We start from the raw sequence: 16,402 nt of genomic DNA on the forward strand, positions 1-16,402 counted from the left end.
GGATGTCCGACCGAGCGCGTTGGAGCGAGGACGGAGAATCCCGACCGGCACCGACCCGAAGAACAAACAGGTGGCGCCCCAAAGGGGCGCGGGGAACTGCGCGAAACCACCGAGCGACGGCACAGGGACAAGCGCGTCCCGCCGGACAGACCCAGGACGACCTGTACAGGAACAAGTGCGTCCCGCCGGACAGGGCCCTCACCCGGAGGCCAGCGCCCGCGTCACCTCGTCCGCCGCCGCGTAGGCATCGAGCTCGCCCGCCAGGACCCGCTCCGCGAGCGAGAGAACCCGCACCCGCTGCCCCCCGTGCACATCCGCGAGCCGCTCCCGCAGCGCCGTGACCGCGATCACCTCGATCTCCTTCGCGGCCCGCTCCCGCCGCCGGTCGACCAGCACCCCCCGCCCGTCCATCCACCCCTTGTGCTTCTCCAGGGCCGCGACGACCTCGTCGATCCCCTCCCCCCGGGACGCGACGGTCCGCACGATCGGCGGACGCCAGTCCCCGGGCCGCCGGGCCTCCCCGAGCCCGAGCATGTGGTTCAGCTCCCGGGCCGTCGCGTCCGCCCCGTCCCGGTCGGCCTTGTTCACCACGTACACGTCGCCGATCTCCAGGATGCCCGCCTTCGCGGCCTGGATACCGTCGCCCATCCCGGGCGCGAGCAGCACCACACTGGTGTCGGCCTGCGCCGCGATCTCGACCTCGGACTGGCCGACCCCGACGGTCTCCACCAGGATCACGTCGCACCCGGCGGCGTCCAGTACCCGGATCGCCTGCGGCGCGGCCCAGGCGAGGCCACCGAGATGCCCGCGGGTCGCCATCGACCGGATGTAGACCCCGGCGTCGGACGCGTGGTCCGACATCCGGACCCGGTCCCCGAGCAGCGCCCCGCCGGAGAACGGCGAGGACGGGTCGACCGCGAGCACCCCCACCCGCCGGCCCTGCCGCCGGTACGCGCCGACCAGCGCGGAGGTGGTGGTGGACTTGCCGACCCCGGGCGGCCCGGTGAGCCCGATGACGTACGCGTTGCCGGTCAGCGGCGCCAGCGCGGCCATCACCTCACGCAGCTGGGGTGACGCCCCCTCGACCAGCGAGATCAGCCGGGCGACGGCCCGGGGCCGTCCTTCCCGCGCCTGTGCCACCAGCGAGGAGACGTCCTGGTTCACGCTTCACGGTTCCCTTCGTGGGACGACGGGTACACGCCGTACCCGCGGTCATAGGCGTACGACGCCAGGGTCACAGGTACGGCCACCGCACCCGGACCCACGCGCCGCGGCGCCGCCGTGTCAGTCCTTCGGCACCCGGACGATCAGGGCGTCGCCCTGGCCGCCGCCACCGCACAGCGCCGCCGCGCCGACCCCGCCGCCGCGCCGCTTCAGCTCCAGCGCGAGATGGAGGACGAGCCGGGCGCCGGACATCCCGATCGGGTGACCGAGGGCGATCGCGCCGCCGTTGACGTTGACCTTGTCGGACGTCACGCCCAGGTCCTTCATCGACTGGTGCGCGACGGCGGCGAACGCCTCGTTGATCTCGATGAGGTCGAGGTCCGCGACGGCGACGCCCTCCTTGCGTACGGCGTCCAGGATGGCGTTCGACGGCTGGGAGTGGAGGGAGTTGTCGGGTCCGGCGACATTGCCGTGGGCGCCGATCTCGGCGATCCACTCCAGGCCGAGCTCCAGCGCCTTGGCCTTGCTCATCACGACGACCGCGGCGGCGCCGTCGGAGATCGGCGACGAGGACCCGGCGGTGATCGTGCCGTCCTTCGCGAAGGCCGGGCGCAGCTTGCCCAGCGACTCGGGGGTGGAGTCGCCGCGGATGCCCTCGTCCTCGCCGACCACCACGGGCTCACCGCGCCGCTGCGGTACCTCGACGGGCGTGATCTCGGCCGCGAACAGCCCGTTCTTCTGGGCGGCGGCGGCCCGCTGGTGCGACTGCGCGGCGATGACGTCCTGCTCGGCGCGGCCGATACCGAGGCGGGTGTTGTGCTTCTCGGTGGACTCGCCCATGGCGATGCCCTCGAACGGGTCGGTCAGTCCGTCGTGCGCCATCGAGTCGAGCATCCCGATCGCGCCGTACTTGAAGCCCTCGCGCGACTTGGACAGCAGATGCGGGGCGTTGGTCATGGACTCCTGGCCGCCCGCGACGATCACGTCGAACTCACCCGCACGGATCAGCTGGTCCGCGAGCGCGATCGCGTCGAGCCCGGAGAGACACACCTTGTTGACGGTGAGGGCGGGCACGCTCATCGGGATGCCCGCGTTGACGGCCGCCTGCCGGGCGGGGATCTGGCCGGCCCCGGCCTGGAGCACCTGGCCCATGATCACGTACTGCACCTGGTCGCCGCCGATCCCGGCCCGGTCCAGCGCGGCCTTGATGGCGAAACCTCCCAGGTCGGCGCCCGAGAAGGACTTCAGGGAGCCGAGCAGCCGTCCCATGGGCGTCCGCGCACCGGCGACGATCACTGAGGTGGTACCGGTCGTTCCAGTCATGACGGGCGATCCCCTTTCAGCAAGCTGCTGAGGAGTGAACGAGGGTTTACCTCAAATGTACTGAGCGGTGCCGCCCGGGGTCATCGCCCGGTCGGTGTGATCGCGCGCACGTTGCGTAACCGGGGGGCCGGGGTTGCACTGGGGGGATGCTGACGCGTATCGACCACATCGGGATCGCCTGCTTCGACCTCGACCGGACCGTCGAGTTCTACCGGGCCACGTACGGGTTCGAGGTCCACCACTCCGAGGTCAACGAGGAGCAGGGGGTCCGTGAGGCCATGCTGAGGATCAACACCACGGGGGACGGCGGGGCGTCGTACCTCCAGCTCCTCCAGCCGATCCGGGAGGACTCGCCGGTGGGCAAGTGGCTCGCGAAGAACGGCGAGGGGGTGCATCACATCGCGTTCGGGACCGCGGATGTGGACGGGGACGCGGCGGAGATCCGCGGGAAGGGGGTGCGGGTGCTGTACGACGAGCCTCGTCGGGGGTCGATGGGGTCCCGGATCACGTTCCTTCATCCGAAGGACTGCCACGGGGTTCTGACCGAACTGGTCACGTCGGCCGAGTGAGCCCCTGAGGTCCGTCCGGCTGGGCGTACTTCGTTCCCGCACAGGTCGTCCGTGGGGTGCGCAGTTCCCCGCGCCCCTTTGGGGCGCGTTCTGCCGTCTTTTGGGTCGGTGCCGGTCGGGATTCTCCGTCCTCGCTCCAACGCGCTCGGTCGGACTTCCCTCTTGCCCGACTGAAGAGCATCGGAGTCTGCGGGCAGAGATTCCCGCCCACCCCCTCCCGCAGCCATGCGACTGCACGAGGAGGATGCCGAAAAGCAACAGCAAGGGGCTGAGGCGCCCCCAAAGGGGCGCGGGGAACTGCGCAAAAGACGAGGGCGGACCCGCACCCGAGAAGCAACCGCAAGGGGGCAGCATCCAGGGGCGCGGGGAACTGCGCACCCACGTCCGACCCGCACAGGGACAAGTACGCCCAGCCGGAGAAACCCCGGGCGTGAGCGCGGACGGGTCTCTTTCGGGGATCTCTTGTGGGGGAATGCCGGGGGGCGGGAACCGGACGGAGCGGGGGGTCGGGCGGGGGTCGGAGGGGGCGGGGTACGGGCGGGGCGGGCGGGTGGGACTTCGCACGTGTCAGCCCGGCGCGCGGGGCGGCGCCACCCCGTGGGAGGGACCCGTTCCGGCCGGGCGGCGGCGACAACCCCCCTGCCGGGGCAGGAAAAGGTGGTCGGCCAGGCCAACGGGGAGACGGGGGCCGGTAGGGTTGTGTGCGGCCGCCCGTATGCCGGACGGTCATGGCCGGGGTCCAGGTGTCGAAGGGCGTGCGTCGGGGCGGCAGTCCGGACCCCGCTGTTGATCTGACACCATTCCCCGGGGCGCCGTTCGGGCGGATGACCGGTGCTCGTTGGAGAGTTTTGCGACCAGGGGACGGATGGGACCGCGCAGTGCGGGGCTACGAACGCCAGGAGCGAGAGCGGGCTGACGTCGACCACCTCTCTCGGTTCGAGGCCGAGATGGAGCGGCTGAAGACCGAGCGGGAGAAGGCCGTTCAGCACGCCGAGGACCGCGGCTATCAGGTCGAGGTGCTGCGTGCGAAGCTGCACGAGGCACGTCGGTCCCTCGCGACGCGCCCCGCCTACGACGGCGGGGACCTCGGCTACCAGGCCGAGCAGATGCTGCGCAACGCCCAGATCCAGGCGGAACAGCTGCGCGCCGACGCGGAACGCGAGCTGCGTGACGTCCGCGCCCAGACCCAGCGCATCCGTCAGGAGCACGCGGAGCAGCAGTCCCGGCTCCAGTCGGAGCTGCACGCCGAGGCCGTCTCGCGCCGTCAGCAGCTGGACCAGGAGCTGTCGGAGCGCCGGGCGACCGTCGAGTCGCACGTCAACGAGAACGTCGCGTGGGCCGAGCAGTTGCGGGCCCGTACCGAGTCGCAGGCCCGCAGGCTGCTCGACGAGTCCCGCGCCGAGGCCGAGCAGGCGCTCGCGGCCGCCCGCGGCGAGGCCCAGCGGGTCGCGGACGAGGCACGTCAGCGGGTGGGCGCCGAGGCGGAGAGCGCCCGCGCCGAGGCCGAGGCGCTGATGCGCCGGGCCCGTGCCGACGCCGAACGGCTGCTGAACGCCGCGTCCGCGCAGGCCCAGGAGGCCGCCGACCACGCGGAGCAGCTGCGCAGCAGCAGTACCGCCGAGTCCGACGAGGCACGCCGGCAGGCGACCGAGCTGGCGCGGACCGCCGAGGAGCGGATGTCGCAGGCCACCGACGCGCTGCGGGAGGCGCGCGCGGAGGCCGAGAAGGTCCTCGACGAGGCCAAGGAAGCGGCGTCCAAGCGGCTCGCGACCGCCGAGTCGGCGAACGAGCAGCGCACCCGTACCGCCAAGGAGCAGGTCGCCCGGCTGGTCGGTGAGGCCACCAAGGAGGCCGAGGCCAGCAAGGCGGAGGCCGGGCAGATCGTCGACGACGCGAAGGCCGAGGCGGAGAAGCTCGTCGCGGAGGCCGCGGAGAAGGCCAGGACGGTCACCGCCGAGGAGACCGCGTCGCAGCTGGGGAAGGCGGCCCGGACCGCCGAGGAGGTCCTGGACAAGGCGGCGGCGGACGCGAAGGCCACCACCAAGGCGGCCACCGAGGAGGCCGAGCGGGTCCGCCGGGAGGCCGAGGCGGAGGCGGAGCGGCTGCGGGGCGAGGCCAGTGACATCGCCGAGGAGCTCAAGGGCGCCGCCAAGGACGACACCAAGGAGTACCGGGCCAGGACGGTCGAGCTCCAGGAGGAGGCGCGCAGGCTGCGCGGCGAGGCCGAGCAGCTGCGGGCCGACGCGGTCGCCGAGGGCGAGCGCATCCGGGGCGAGGCGCGCCGGGAGGCGGTCCAGCAGATCGAGGAGGCGGCCCGGACCGCCGAGGAGCTGCTGGCCAAGTCGAAGGCCGACGCGGACGAGTTGCGGGGCACCGCGCAGACGGAGAGCGAGCGGGTCCGTACCGAGGCCATCGAGCGGGCGACGGCGCTGCGCAAGCAGGCCGAGGAGACGCTGGAGCGCACCCGGGGCGAGGCCGAACGGCACCGTGCGGAGGCCGAGGAGCGGGCCGCGGAGCAGATCGCGGCGGCCGAGGAGTCGGCCCGGGAGCTGCGTGAGGAGGCCGAGCGGGCGATCGCGGCCAAGCGTGCCGAGGCCGACACGGAGGTGGCCCGGCTGCGGGCCGGCGCCGAGGAGCGGCTGGCGGGCGCCGAGGAGTCGTTGAAGGACGCCCGCACGGCGGCCGACCGGATGCGCAAGGAGGCCGCCGAGGAGGCGGACCGGGTGCGCGCGGAGGCCGCCGAGCGGGTCCGTACGCTCCAGTCGCAGGCCACGGCGGAGGCGGACCGGCTGCGTGACGAGGCCGCGGCCGACGCGTCGCAGTCCCGTGCGGAGGGTGAGAACGTCGCGGTCCGGCTGCGGTCGGAGGCCGCCGCCGAGGCGGAGCGGCTGAAGTCGGAGGCGCAGGACACCGCCGACCGGGTGCGCGCGGAGGCCGCCGCGGCGGCCGAGCGGGTCGCCACGGAGGCCGCCGAGGAGCTGGCCGCCGCCCGTACGGAGGCGGACCGGCGGCGCCGGGAGGCCGAGGAGCTGCTGGGTTCCGCTCGCGAGGAGGCCGGTCAGGAGCGGCAGCGGGCCAGGGAGCAGAGCGAGGAGCTGCTGGCGTCGGCGCGGGTCCGGGTGGACGAGGCGCAGGCGGAGGCGGCCCGGCTGGTCGAGGAGGCGGACCGGCGGGCCACCGAGCTGGTGACCGGCGCGGAGCAGACGGCGCAGTCCGTCCGGGACTCGGTCGCCGGGCTCCAGGAGCAGGCCCAGGAGGAGATCGCGGGGCTGCGCAGCACCGCCGAGCATGTGGCGGAGCGCACCCGTACGGAGGCGCAGGGCGAGGCCGACCGGGTGCGCGCGGACGCGTACGCCGAGCGGGAGCGGGCCGGGGAGGACGCGGCCCGGGTGCGCCGTGAGGCCCGGGAGGAGACCGAGGCGGCGAAGGCGCTCGCGGAGCGGACGGTCACCGACGCGATCGCCGAGGCCGACCGGACCCGCAAGGACGCGGACGAGCACGCCCAGCGGGCCCGTACCGAGGCGTCGGACACGATCGCGACGGCCGAGCAGAACGCCGCGCAGGCCCGTGCCGAGGCCCGGGAGGACGCGAACCGTATCCGTTCGGACGCCGCGGGCCAGGCCGACGGGCTCGTCGGTGAGGCGACCCGGGAGGCGGAGCGGCTGCGGTCGGAGACCGTGGAACAGGCCGAGCTCCTGCGGACGGAGACGGCACGTAAGGCCGAGGCGCTGCGCACGGAGACGGAGCGGCAGGCGGAGCTGCTGCGTACGGAGACCGCCGAGCAGGCGGAGCGGGTGCGCGCGGAGGCCGTCGCGAAGGCGGAGCGGCTGATCGCGGACGCGTCCGGGGACGCCGAGCGGCTGCGGGCGCAGGCGGCGGAGGCCGTCGGTTCGGCGCGTCAGCACGCGGAGCGGACCCGTACGGAGGCCGAGCGGGTGCGTACCGAGGCGCGGACGGAGGCCGAGCAGGTGCTCGCCCAGGCCCGTGCTTCGGCGGAGCGGACGATGGACGAGGCCCGCAAGGACGCCAACAAGCGGCGTTCGGAGGCGGCGGAGCAGGTCGACGCGCTCATCACGGAGGCCGTGTCGGAGGCCGACAAGCTGGGCAACGACTCGCAGGCGAAGGCCCGCGAGACGACGGCGGAGGCCGAGAAGCAGGCCGACACGATGGTCGGCGCGGCCCGTACGGAGGCCGACCGGCTGGTCGCGGAGGCCACCGTCGAGGGCAACACCCGGGTGGAGCGGGCCCGTACGGACGCGGACGAGCTGCTGGTCGGCGCGCGCCGGGACGCGACGGCGATCCGGGAGCGCACCGAGGAGCTGCGGGAGCGGATCACCGGTGAGGTCGAGGAGCTGCACGAGCGGGCGCGGCGGGAGTCGGCGGAGGCCATGCGGACCGCGGGCGAGCGCTGCGACGCGCTGGTGAAGGCCGCCGAGGAGCAGCTGACCGAGGCTCAGGCGAAGGCCGAGAAGCTGGTGTCGGACGCGAACTCGGAGGCGAGCCGGGTGCGGATCTCCGCGGTCAAGAAGGCCGAGGGTCTGCTGAAGGAGGCCGAGACGAAGACGGCCGGGCTGGTCCGTGAGGCGGAGCGCGTCAAGGCGGAGGCCGAGCAGGAGGCCGAGCGCACGGTGGACGAGGGGCGTCGTGAGCTCGATGTGCTGGTCCGCCGCCGGCAGGACATCAACGCGGAGATCTCGCGGGTGCAGGACGTGCTGGAGGCGCTGGAGTCCTTCGAGGCTCCGCCGGCTGGGAAACCCGCGGCGGGCGGTGGGGCCGGTGTCAAGGCCGGCGCGGCGTCCGGCGGCACCCGTTCGGGTGGCAAATCGTCAGAGGGCTAGCCAGAATGGCCCTGTTCGTGGTTTAAGAAGGCCTCTGTCCGTCCGTGTGTCTGCCCCGGGCAGCGCGCGGGTCCGCAGCCACCCAAAAGGGGTGTCATTCTCCAGATCAAACCTGTATCCGCTCGATGACACGCCGTTCCGCCCCCTAGGATTCCCCCTATCACCTCACCGGTCTCATTCGACAGGAACCCCATGAGCGACACTTCCCCCTACGGCTTCGAGCTTGTGCGGCGTGGGTACGACCGCGCTCAGGTGGACGAACGAATCTCGAAGCTCGTCTCCGATCGCGACAGTGCCCTGACCCGGATCACCGCGCTGGAGAAGCGGATCGAGGAACTTCACCTCGAAACGCAGAACGCCCAGGCGCAGGTCAGCGATGCCGAGCCGTCCTATGCCGGGCTCGGCGCGCGCGTCGAGAAGATCCTCCGCCTCGCCGAGGAGGAGGCGAAGGACCTGCGCGAGGAGGCCCGTCGCGCTTCCGAGCAGCACCGCGAGCTCGCCGAGTCGGCCGCCCAGCAGGTGCGCAACGACGCCGAGACGTTCGCCGCCGACCGCAAGGCCAAGTCCGAGGACGAGGGTCTTCGGATCGTCGAGAAGGCCAAGGGCGAGGCGTCCACGCTGCGTGCCGAGGCCCAGAAGGACGCGCAGTCCAAGCGTGAGGAGGCCGACGCCCTCTTCGAGGAGACCCGTGCGAAGGCCGCCCAGGCCGCCGCGGACTTCGAGACGAACCTCGCCAAGCGCCGGGAGCAGTCGGAGCGGGACCTGGCGTCGCGTCAGGCCAAGGCCGAGAAGCGTCTCGCGGAGATCGAGCACCGCGCCGAGCAGCTGCGTCTGGAGGCGGAGAAGCTGCGGACCGACGCGGAGCGCCGCGCCCGGCAGACCGTGGAGACGGCGCAGCGCCAGGCCGAGGACATCGTGGCCGACGCGAACGCCAAGGCGGACCGCATCCGCAGCGAGTCCGAGCGGGAGCTCGCCGCGCTCACCAACCGGCGTGACTCCATCAACGCGCAGCTCACCAATGTGCGCGAGATGCTCGCGACCCTCACGGGTGCCGCGGTCGCCGCGGCCGCCTCGCCCGTCGAGGACGAGCCGATCTCGCGTGGTGTCCCCGCCCAGCAGGGCCGGTAGTCACCTTCGCCCTCCCTCGGGCGGTTCGGCCGGTGTGCCCGGTACGGCTTCGTCGCCGTGCCGGGCACCGCCATGTCCGGGCCTGCTGACGGGACGGCAGCCGGGCGGGCGCCGGGCGGCGCGCGGGCGCGTCCGTGGCGGGTGGCGCGCATCCGTGGCGGGTGGCGCGCGTCCGCACAACAGGCAGGAGCAACCCGCGCGGCTTAGCGTGGTGCGCATGATCGAGCTTGAGGGGCTGACGAAACGGTTCGGTGAGAAGGTCGCGGTCGACGAGTTGACGTTCACGGTCCGGCCGGGGATCGTCACGGGGTTCCTCGGTCCGAACGGGGCCGGGAAGTCCACCACCATGCGGATGATGCTGGGGCTCGACCATCCGACGGCCGGTGAGGTCCGGATCGACGGCGAGCACTACGACCGGCTGAAGGACCCGCTCACCGCGATCGGCGCGCTGCTGGACGCGAAGGCCATGCACGGCGGGCGCAGCGCCTACAACCATCTGCTGTGTCTGGCGCAGTCCAACGGCATTCCCGCGCCCCGGGTGGACGAGGTGCTGGACACGGTCGGGCTGACGGCGGTGGCGGGGAAGAAGGCGAAGGGCTTCTCGCTGGGGATGGGCCAGCGGCTGGGTATCGCGGGCGCCCTGCTCGGTGATCCGCGCATCCTGATGTTCGACGAGCCGGTCAACGGGCTCGACCCCGAGGGCATCCACTGGATCAGGCATCTGATGAAGTCGCTGGCGGCCCAGGGCCGTACCGTCTTCGTCTCCTCGCATCTGATGAGCGAGATGGCGCTGACCGCCGACCATCTGGTGGTGATCGGTCAGGGGCGGCTGCTGGCGGACACCTCGATGGCGGATTTCATCCGGGAGAACTCACGGTCGTACGTCCGGCTGCGCACCCCGCAGCGGGAGCGGCTGCTCGATGTGCTGCACGCCAACGGGGTCACGGTGGTGGAGACGGCCGGCGGGGTGCTGGAGGTGGACGGGCACCCGTCCGAGCGGCTGGGCGAGCTGGCGTCCGAGCACCGGATCGTGCTGCATGAGCTGAGTCCGCAGCAGGCATCCCTGGAGGAGGCGTTCATGCAGCTCACGGCCGCGTCGGTGGAGTACCACGCGCACACCGGACCGGCGGACGGGCTGTCCGGCGGGCCGGTGGCGGGTCCGGGGCCGCCCCGGCCGGGCTGGGGCGAGAGCTGGCAACCGCGCGACGGGAAGGGGGTGTGACGATGGCGGCCCTCCAGGTCATCCGTTCGGAGTGGACCAAGATCCGGTCGGTGTCGTCCACCGTCTGGACGCTGGGGCTGGCGTTCGTGGTGACGGTCGCCCTCGGGATGCTGATCAGCACCCTCGCGAAGAACGACTTCGACTCGCTGAGCCCGCAGGACCGGCTGACCTTCGACCCGACCCTGGTGAGCTTCGCCGGGATGAGCCTCGGCCAGCTCGCGATGATCGTGTTCGGGGTGCTGGTGGTGTCCAACGAGTACAGCACCGGCATGATCCGCACCTCGCTCGCGGCGGTGCCGCAGCGCGGGACGTTCCTGTTCGGGAAGCTCGCGGTGGCCACGGCACTGGCCCTCGTGGTCGGGCTGATCACCAGCTTCGTGACGTTCTTCCTGGGCCAGATGATCCTCGGCGAGTACCGCGCGGACCTCTCGGACCCCGGGGTGCTGCGGGCGGTGATCGGCGGCGGGCTGTACATGGCGCTGATCGCGATGTTCTCGATGGGGGTGGCGGCGATGCTGCGCAGTCCGATGCTGTCGCTGGGCATCCTGATGCCGTTCTTCTTCCTGATCTCCGCGATCCTCGGCAATGTGTCGGCGACGGAGAAGGTCGGCCGGTTCCTCCCCGACCAGGCGGGCAGCAAGATCATGCAGGTGGTCCAGCCCCTGGACGACGACACCCCGTACGGGCCCTGGGGCGGTCTGGGGATCATGGTGCTGTGGGTGGCCGTGGCGCTGATCGGCGGGTACGTGCTGCTGAAGCGCCGCGACGCGTAGCGGACGGGCACGGTACGGCGGTCCCGGTACGGGCGGTCCTGGTGCGACGGTCCTGGTACGGCGGTCGCGGCCCGGTGGGCGGGGCGGTCGGGGACCGTCGTCCGGGGGGTCCGGCGGGGGCCGGGCGGCGGGGACAGTAGGGACGGACGGGGACAGAAGCCCACGGCCCGGCCCTGTCCCCTGTTTTGGCTGGAACCGTCAGCTCCCGGATATCCTCCTAACCCTTACGGGGGCGTGTGCCCCGACGTCCTGAGAACCTGTGAATGGGTGCGGAGCATGATCGAGGCAGTCGGCCTGACGAAGCGCTACGGTGCCAAGACAGCCGTGTACAACCTTTCCTTCCAGGTGAAGCCCGGCACCGTCACCGGATTCCTCGGGCCCAACGGCTCGGGCAAGTCGACGACGATGCGCATGATCCTCGGGCTCGACAACCCGACGTCGGGCCAGGTCACCATCGGCGGCTACCCGTACCGCAGGCTGCCGAACGCCCCGCGTCAGGTCGGCGCCCTGCTGGACGCCAAGGCGGTGCACGGCGGGCGGCACGCGCGCAACCATCTGCTGTGCCTCGCGCAGCTCTCCGGGATCCCGGCCCGCCGGGTCGACGAGGTCCTCGGGGTGGTGGGTCTCCAGGAGGTCGCCCGCAAGCGCTCCCAGGGCTTCTCCCTGGGTATGGGGCAGCGGCTCGGGATCGCGGCGGCCCTGCTCGGCGACCCCCAGGTGCTGCTGTTCGACGAGCCGGTCAACGGACTCGACCCCGAGGGCATCCTCTGGGTCCGCAATCTGATGAAGTCGCTCGCCGCCGAGGGCCGTACCGTCTTCGTCTCCTCGCATCTGATGAGCGAGATGGCGCTGACCGCCGACCATCTGATCGTGATCGGCCGCGGCCAGCTCCTCGCCGACATGAGCGTGCGGGACTTCATCTCGCACAACTCCGCCGACTTCGCCCGGGTGCGCACCCCCGACAGCGAGCCGCAGCAGCGCGAGAAGCTCACCGCCGCGCTGACCGAGGCGGGCGGCCAGGTGCTGTCCGAGCCGGACGGCGCGCTGCGGATCATGGGGCTGCCGCTGCCGCGGATCAGCGAGCTGGCCCACACCACCGATGTCCGGCTGTGGGAGCTCTCGCCGCACCAGGCGTCCCTGGAGGAGGCGTACATGCGGATGACCCAGGGCGTGGTCGACTACCGCTCCACGGTCGACGCGAAGGCCGGTCTCCAGCAGCAGCTCCCGCCGGGCGCGCAGCCCCCCGTCGCGATGCCCGTCGCGGGCCAGGGCCAGCCCGGCTGGTACGCGCCGCCGCCGCCCCAGCAGGGCGGTCAGCCGTTCGCGATGCCGCAGGCCCCCGCCGGCCCGCCCCAGCCGAACCCGTACGCCGCTCAGCCCGCCGACGCCCCCGCCGCCGCGGGGGCCGCCACCACCGAGATGACGAAGCCCGACAGCGAGGGACCCCGATGAGCACGCCGCCCCAGCAGCAGAACCCCGCGGCCCCGGCGCCCCACTGGCAGCACCCGGAGGGGGCGTACACCTCGCCGATCCCGGTCACCCGCACGCATCTGGGGCACGCGCTCACCTCGGAGTGGACGAAGATCAAGTCCGTGCGCTCCACGATGTGGACGATCGGGGTCTTCCTCGCCCTGGTCATCGGCATCGGTCTGCTGGTGTCCGCGCAGACCACCGGCATGGACTACGAGGACGCGCCCTACACGATCCCCGCGTTCTTCGGGCTGGTGCTGGGACAGCTCTGCCTGATCACCCTGGGCGTCCTGGTCATCTCGTCCGAGTACGGCACGGGCATGATCCGTACGACGCTCACCGCGTCGCCCGCCCGCTGGCGGGTGCTCGCCGCGAAGTTCATCATCTTCTTCGCGCTGGCCTACGTGGTGTCCGCCTTCGCGATCGGTTTCGTGGGCCTGGTGACGGCCGGGATGTACGGGGACGCCAGCAACGTGCCCTGGCTCGGCTCGGTCTTCAAGGGCGCCCTGTACGTGTCGCTGCTCGGTGTCCTCGCGCTGGCCGTCGGCGCGATGCTGCGGCACTCGGCGGGCGCGATCACCGCGATGCTGGGTGTGGTGCTGGTCCCCGCGATCCTGCCCGCGTTCCTGATGATCTCCCCCAGCACCCAGCGGGTCGGCGAGGTCATGATGGACTACGCCGCCCCGAACGCGCTGGCGAAGATCTTCGCCCTCGACACGGAGGGCACCGGCGGCCCCCAGCTGGTGTTCCTGATCATCGTCACCGGTGCCGCGGTCGCGGGCGCCTTCACCCTGCTGGACCGCCGGGACGTGTGACCGCGCCCCGCGTCGAAGTGACGGCTGTGCCCCCGCCCGGACTCCTCCGGGCGGGGGCACAGCCGTACCGGTCAGTAGCGGGGCATGCCGCGGCCCCGCTGCACCCGGGTGGCCCGGCGGTCGCGGGCCGACCAGCACGCCTTGTGCCAGTGCCGGCGGTCGTCCACTCCCGCGTACTGCGGCCAGGTGACGACATGGGGCACCCCGGACGGGATCACCTGGTCGCACCCGGGGCAGCGGTACGTCTTCCCGGCGGTGCTGGCACCCGCCACATGGCGTACCGACCACTCCTCACCACGCCAGGTCTGGGTGGACTCGAACCCCCCGTAGCGCTCATGGTCGTCCCCGGGCCCGGCTCCTCCGGAGTCCGTGGCTCCTTTGGGACGATTACGGCGCGGGGACACGGGCACACCTCACGGATCGCGGAAGAAGTCGGCATCGGGCCCGACCAGCCTACGCGCCGCCCCGGGGGCACACGCCTGGTGCGAGCTCCGCGCAATCCCCCCGCAATACACAGACAATCCGTCAATCTTTCCCGCCGCCCGTGCCTTTGGCACGTGTCGGACGTTGTTGCCGTTGAGCCGGTACCTGGGGGAGCGCCGAGGCCGGTTGCCGAAGGAGGCAGGAGTGCGATGCGTGTAGGAAGTTTCGTCCTGGCGGCGCAGTTCCCGGGACAGGGCCAGGGGGAGGCCCTGCACCGGGCGGTGCGGGCCGCCGAGGTGTCCGAGGAGTCGGGACTGGACTCGGTGTGGCTCGCCGAGCACCACTTCGTCCCGTACGGCACCTGCCCCTCGGCCGTCACCCTGGCGGCGCTGCTGCTGGGACGCACGAGGACCCTGCGGGTGGGGACGGCGGTCAGTGTGCTGCCGACCGTCCATCCGGTGGCCCTCGGCGAGCAGGCGGCCCTGCTGCACATCACCTCCGGCGGACGGTTCTCGCTGGGGGTGGGCCGGGGCGGTCCCTGGGTCGACCTGGAGGTGTTCGGCACCGGGATCGAGGCGTACGAACGCGGATTCCCGGAATCCCTCGATCTGCTGCTGCGCTGGTTGACGCAGTCCCGGGTGGACGCCGACTCGCAGCGGTTCCGCTTCCGCGCGGTCGATGTCGTACCGCAGCCGTCCCAGGCGCTCATCGGCGGGATCGGGCCGGAAGTGGTCGTCGCGTGCACCTCACCGGGCACCGTACGGCTGGCCGCGGAGCGCGGACTGCCGATGCTGCTCGGGATGCACGTGGACGACGAGGAGAAGGCCGCGATGATCGGACTGTGGCGCTCGCACGCCCACGAGTCGGGACGCGACCCCGACGAGGTACGGAACGCCGCTCATGTCTCGGCGGGCGTCGTACAGATCGCCGACCGGGGCCCCGAGGCGTCCGCGGCGCTGCTCAAGGCGATGCCGGGCTGGCTGCGGCAGGGCCTCGCGGCACATGTGACCGTCGACGACCGCGCCCGTACGATGCGCGACCCCGTCGCCTACACCGAACTGCTGTGCTCCCTCCATCCGGTGGGTACCCCGCAGCAGTGCGCCGACTCCCTCGCGGCCACCGCGGAGCGTACCGGCGTCACCCGCTTCGCGCTGCTGGTCGAGGGCTCGGGCGAGCTGGTCGCCACGGAGGAGAACATCCGCAGGCTGGGCGCCGAGGTACTGCCGCAGCTCGGCTGACCCACGGGCACACCGGGGCCCGCCGTCACCGCACCCATGGGCCCCGGTGTGCCAGGGGGCCGGGCGTCCGGCGACGGCGGGCCTGGTGCCGCTGCCGTCAGCAGTCCCGCAGTTCCGGCGACTGGTTCAGGAGCTGGTTGCGCACAGAGGTGAAGCGGACGAGCGTCTCGTCCACCGCCGGGTCCAGCGGGAAGACCGCCAGGCGGTGGCAGTTCTGGAAGGCCAGCCGCACTCCGAAGTGCCGCTGGAGCGCGCCCCGGATCGCGTCACTCGCGAGCGCGCGAAGCAGCTGGCCACGTGCCTGCTCGTCCGGCGGCGGCGTCTCGTTGTCGGCGAACTCTCCACCGTCCACCTTGAGCTGGGCCACCAGGGAGCTGACCATCTCCCACGCGTAGGGAAGGGAGGTCCGGACGCAGTCGACGAAGGCTGCTTCGTCGACCTCGCCTCGCTCGGCCTGTTCCAATAGGGCCGGTGAGACGTCGAGCGACATGGGTTCTCCTCTCGCACCCCCGGAGCCGGGGGCTTGCGGACAGGGAGGGAGTTCGCATACGCAGCGTGCACGCTTCGCGACCTCCCGCGTCCACCGTAAGCATCGCGGCTCAGCGGCACCAGAAGAATGCGGCCACAACCGGCCACGCACGTACGGGGTCCTTCCAGGGCGAATCGCGTGGACCACCGGACGTCCAGTAGCGTTGCCGACCATGCGTCTCGTCATCGCCCGCTGCTCCGTGGACTACGCGGGCCGGCTCACCGCCCATCTTCCGTCGGCCCCCCGCCTGATCCTGATCAAGGCGGACGGCAGTGTCTCCATCCACGCTGACGACCGGGCCTACAAACCGCTCAACTGGATGTCGCCTCCCTGCACCCTCAAGGAGGGCACCGGGGACGAGAGCGGCGTATGGACCGTCATCAACAAGGGCGGCGAGAAACTCATCATCACCATGGAGGAGATCCTTCATGACTCGTCCCATGAACTCGGCGTCGATCCCGGTCTCATCAAGGACGGCGTGGAAGCGCACCTCCAAGAACTCCTCGCGGACCGCATCGACACCCTGGGCGAGGGCTACACCCTGATCCGCCGGGAGTACATGACCGCGATCGGCCCGGTCGACATCCTGTGCCGGGACGCCGAGGGCGCGACGGTCGCGGTGGAGATCAAGCGGCGCGGGGAGATCGACGGTGTCGAGCAGCTCACCCGCTATCTGGAGCTGCTGAACCGCGACCCGCATCTCGCGCCGGTCCGCGGGGTCTTCGCCGCCCAGGAGATCAAGCCCCAGGCCCGGGTCCTGGCGACCGACCGCGGCATCGGCTGCACGGTCCTCGACTACAACGCCCTGCGAGGCATCGAGGACGACAAACTCCGCCTGTTCTGACCCCCGGCCACCCCGCCAGACAACCCCGCGCCCGGCGAACCGCCCAAGGTGGGCGCCCCAAAGGGT

The 16,402-nt window shown here is 72.2% G+C and carries 13 protein-coding genes; 9 read left to right on the top strand and 4 right to left on the bottom strand.

The window, feature by feature from the left end:
• Positions 1–198 precede the first annotated feature (198 nt).
• Both meaB and OG711_RS12280 read right to left on the bottom strand, forming a co-directional pair.
• Complete coding sequence (gene meaB, locus OG711_RS12275) at positions 199–1,164, bottom strand: methylmalonyl Co-A mutase-associated GTPase MeaB (protein WP_329559253.1); 966 nt, start codon at positions 1,162–1,164, stop codon at positions 199–201.
• Between the two features lie 120 nt (positions 1,165–1,284).
• Entirely contained in the window at positions 1,285–2,487 is a 1,203-nt protein-coding gene (locus tag OG711_RS12280) for an acetyl-CoA C-acetyltransferase (protein ID WP_266507934.1), read from the bottom strand.
• A gap of 146 nt (positions 2,488–2,633) precedes the next feature.
• On the opposite strand from OG711_RS12280, the gene mce reads away from it, so the two are divergent.
• From mce to OG711_RS12315, 7 genes are all read left to right on the top strand, one after another.
• Positions 2,634–3,056, top strand: a complete 423-nt coding sequence (gene mce / locus OG711_RS12285) for a methylmalonyl-CoA epimerase (RefSeq protein ID WP_073785026.1) — start codon at positions 2,634–2,636, stop codon at positions 3,054–3,056.
• Between the two features lie 878 nt (positions 3,057–3,934).
• Positions 3,935–7,894, top strand: coding sequence for a polarized growth protein Scy (gene scy, locus OG711_RS12290; RefSeq protein ID WP_073785024.1), 3,960 nt, complete (start codon positions 3,935–3,937; stop codon positions 7,892–7,894).
• A gap of 192 nt (positions 7,895–8,086) precedes the next feature.
• A complete protein-coding gene (locus OG711_RS12295) occupies positions 8,087–9,022 on the top strand; it encodes a coiled-coil domain-containing protein (RefSeq protein WP_073785022.1) in 936 nt (311 codons plus the stop codon).
• Between the two features lie 217 nt (positions 9,023–9,239).
• Positions 9,240–10,244 carry an ATP-binding cassette domain-containing protein gene (locus OG711_RS12300; protein WP_329559254.1) on the top strand — a complete coding sequence of 335 codons (1,005 nt, stop codon included), beginning with the start codon at positions 9,240–9,242 and terminating at the stop codon, positions 10,242–10,244.
• 2 nt (positions 10,245–10,246) lie between these two features.
• On the top strand, positions 10,247–11,017 hold the full coding sequence (locus tag OG711_RS12305) for an ABC transporter permease subunit (RefSeq protein WP_329559255.1): 771 nt from the start codon (positions 10,247–10,249) through the stop codon (positions 11,015–11,017).
• A 276-nt stretch (positions 11,018–11,293) separates the two neighbouring features.
• Complete coding sequence (locus tag OG711_RS12310; RefSeq protein ID WP_073785018.1) at positions 11,294–12,469, top strand: ABC transporter ATP-binding protein; 1,176 nt, start codon at positions 11,294–11,296, stop codon at positions 12,467–12,469.
• Positions 12,466–13,302, top strand: a complete 837-nt coding sequence (locus OG711_RS12315; protein WP_266507935.1) for an ABC transporter permease — start codon at positions 12,466–12,468, stop codon at positions 13,300–13,302. The genes OG711_RS12310 and OG711_RS12315 overlap by 4 nt, the downstream gene beginning before the upstream one ends.
• A gap of 71 nt (positions 13,303–13,373) precedes the next feature.
• Here the strand turns inward: OG711_RS12315 and OG711_RS12320 are convergent, their stop codons facing one another.
• A complete protein-coding gene (locus OG711_RS12320) occupies positions 13,374–13,706 on the bottom strand; it encodes an ATP/GTP-binding protein (protein ID WP_073785014.1) in 333 nt (110 codons plus the stop codon).
• Between the two features lie 228 nt (positions 13,707–13,934).
• On the opposite strand from OG711_RS12320, the gene OG711_RS12325 reads away from it, so the two are divergent.
• Positions 13,935–14,963, top strand: a complete 1,029-nt coding sequence (locus OG711_RS12325) for an LLM class flavin-dependent oxidoreductase (protein ID WP_266507936.1) — start codon at positions 13,935–13,937, stop codon at positions 14,961–14,963.
• Between the two features lie 97 nt (positions 14,964–15,060).
• Here OG711_RS12325 and OG711_RS12330 read toward each other — a convergent pair whose 3' ends face one another.
• Positions 15,061–15,453, bottom strand: coding sequence for an SCO5389 family protein (locus OG711_RS12330; protein WP_266507937.1), 393 nt, complete (start codon positions 15,451–15,453; stop codon positions 15,061–15,063).
• A gap of 211 nt (positions 15,454–15,664) precedes the next feature.
• Here OG711_RS12330 and nucS point away from each other — a divergent pair, with 211 nt between their 5' ends.
• The gene (gene nucS, locus OG711_RS12335) at positions 15,665–16,336 is read left to right on the top strand and encodes an endonuclease NucS (protein WP_266507938.1); all 672 of its coding nucleotides are present in this window, start codon (positions 15,665–15,667) and stop codon (positions 16,334–16,336) included.
• The last annotated feature ends 66 nt before the right edge of the window (positions 16,337–16,402 follow it).

The organism is Streptomyces uncialis (assembly GCF_036250755.1).
Lineage (GTDB): Bacteria > Actinomycetota > Actinomycetes > Streptomycetales > Streptomycetaceae > Streptomyces > Streptomyces uncialis.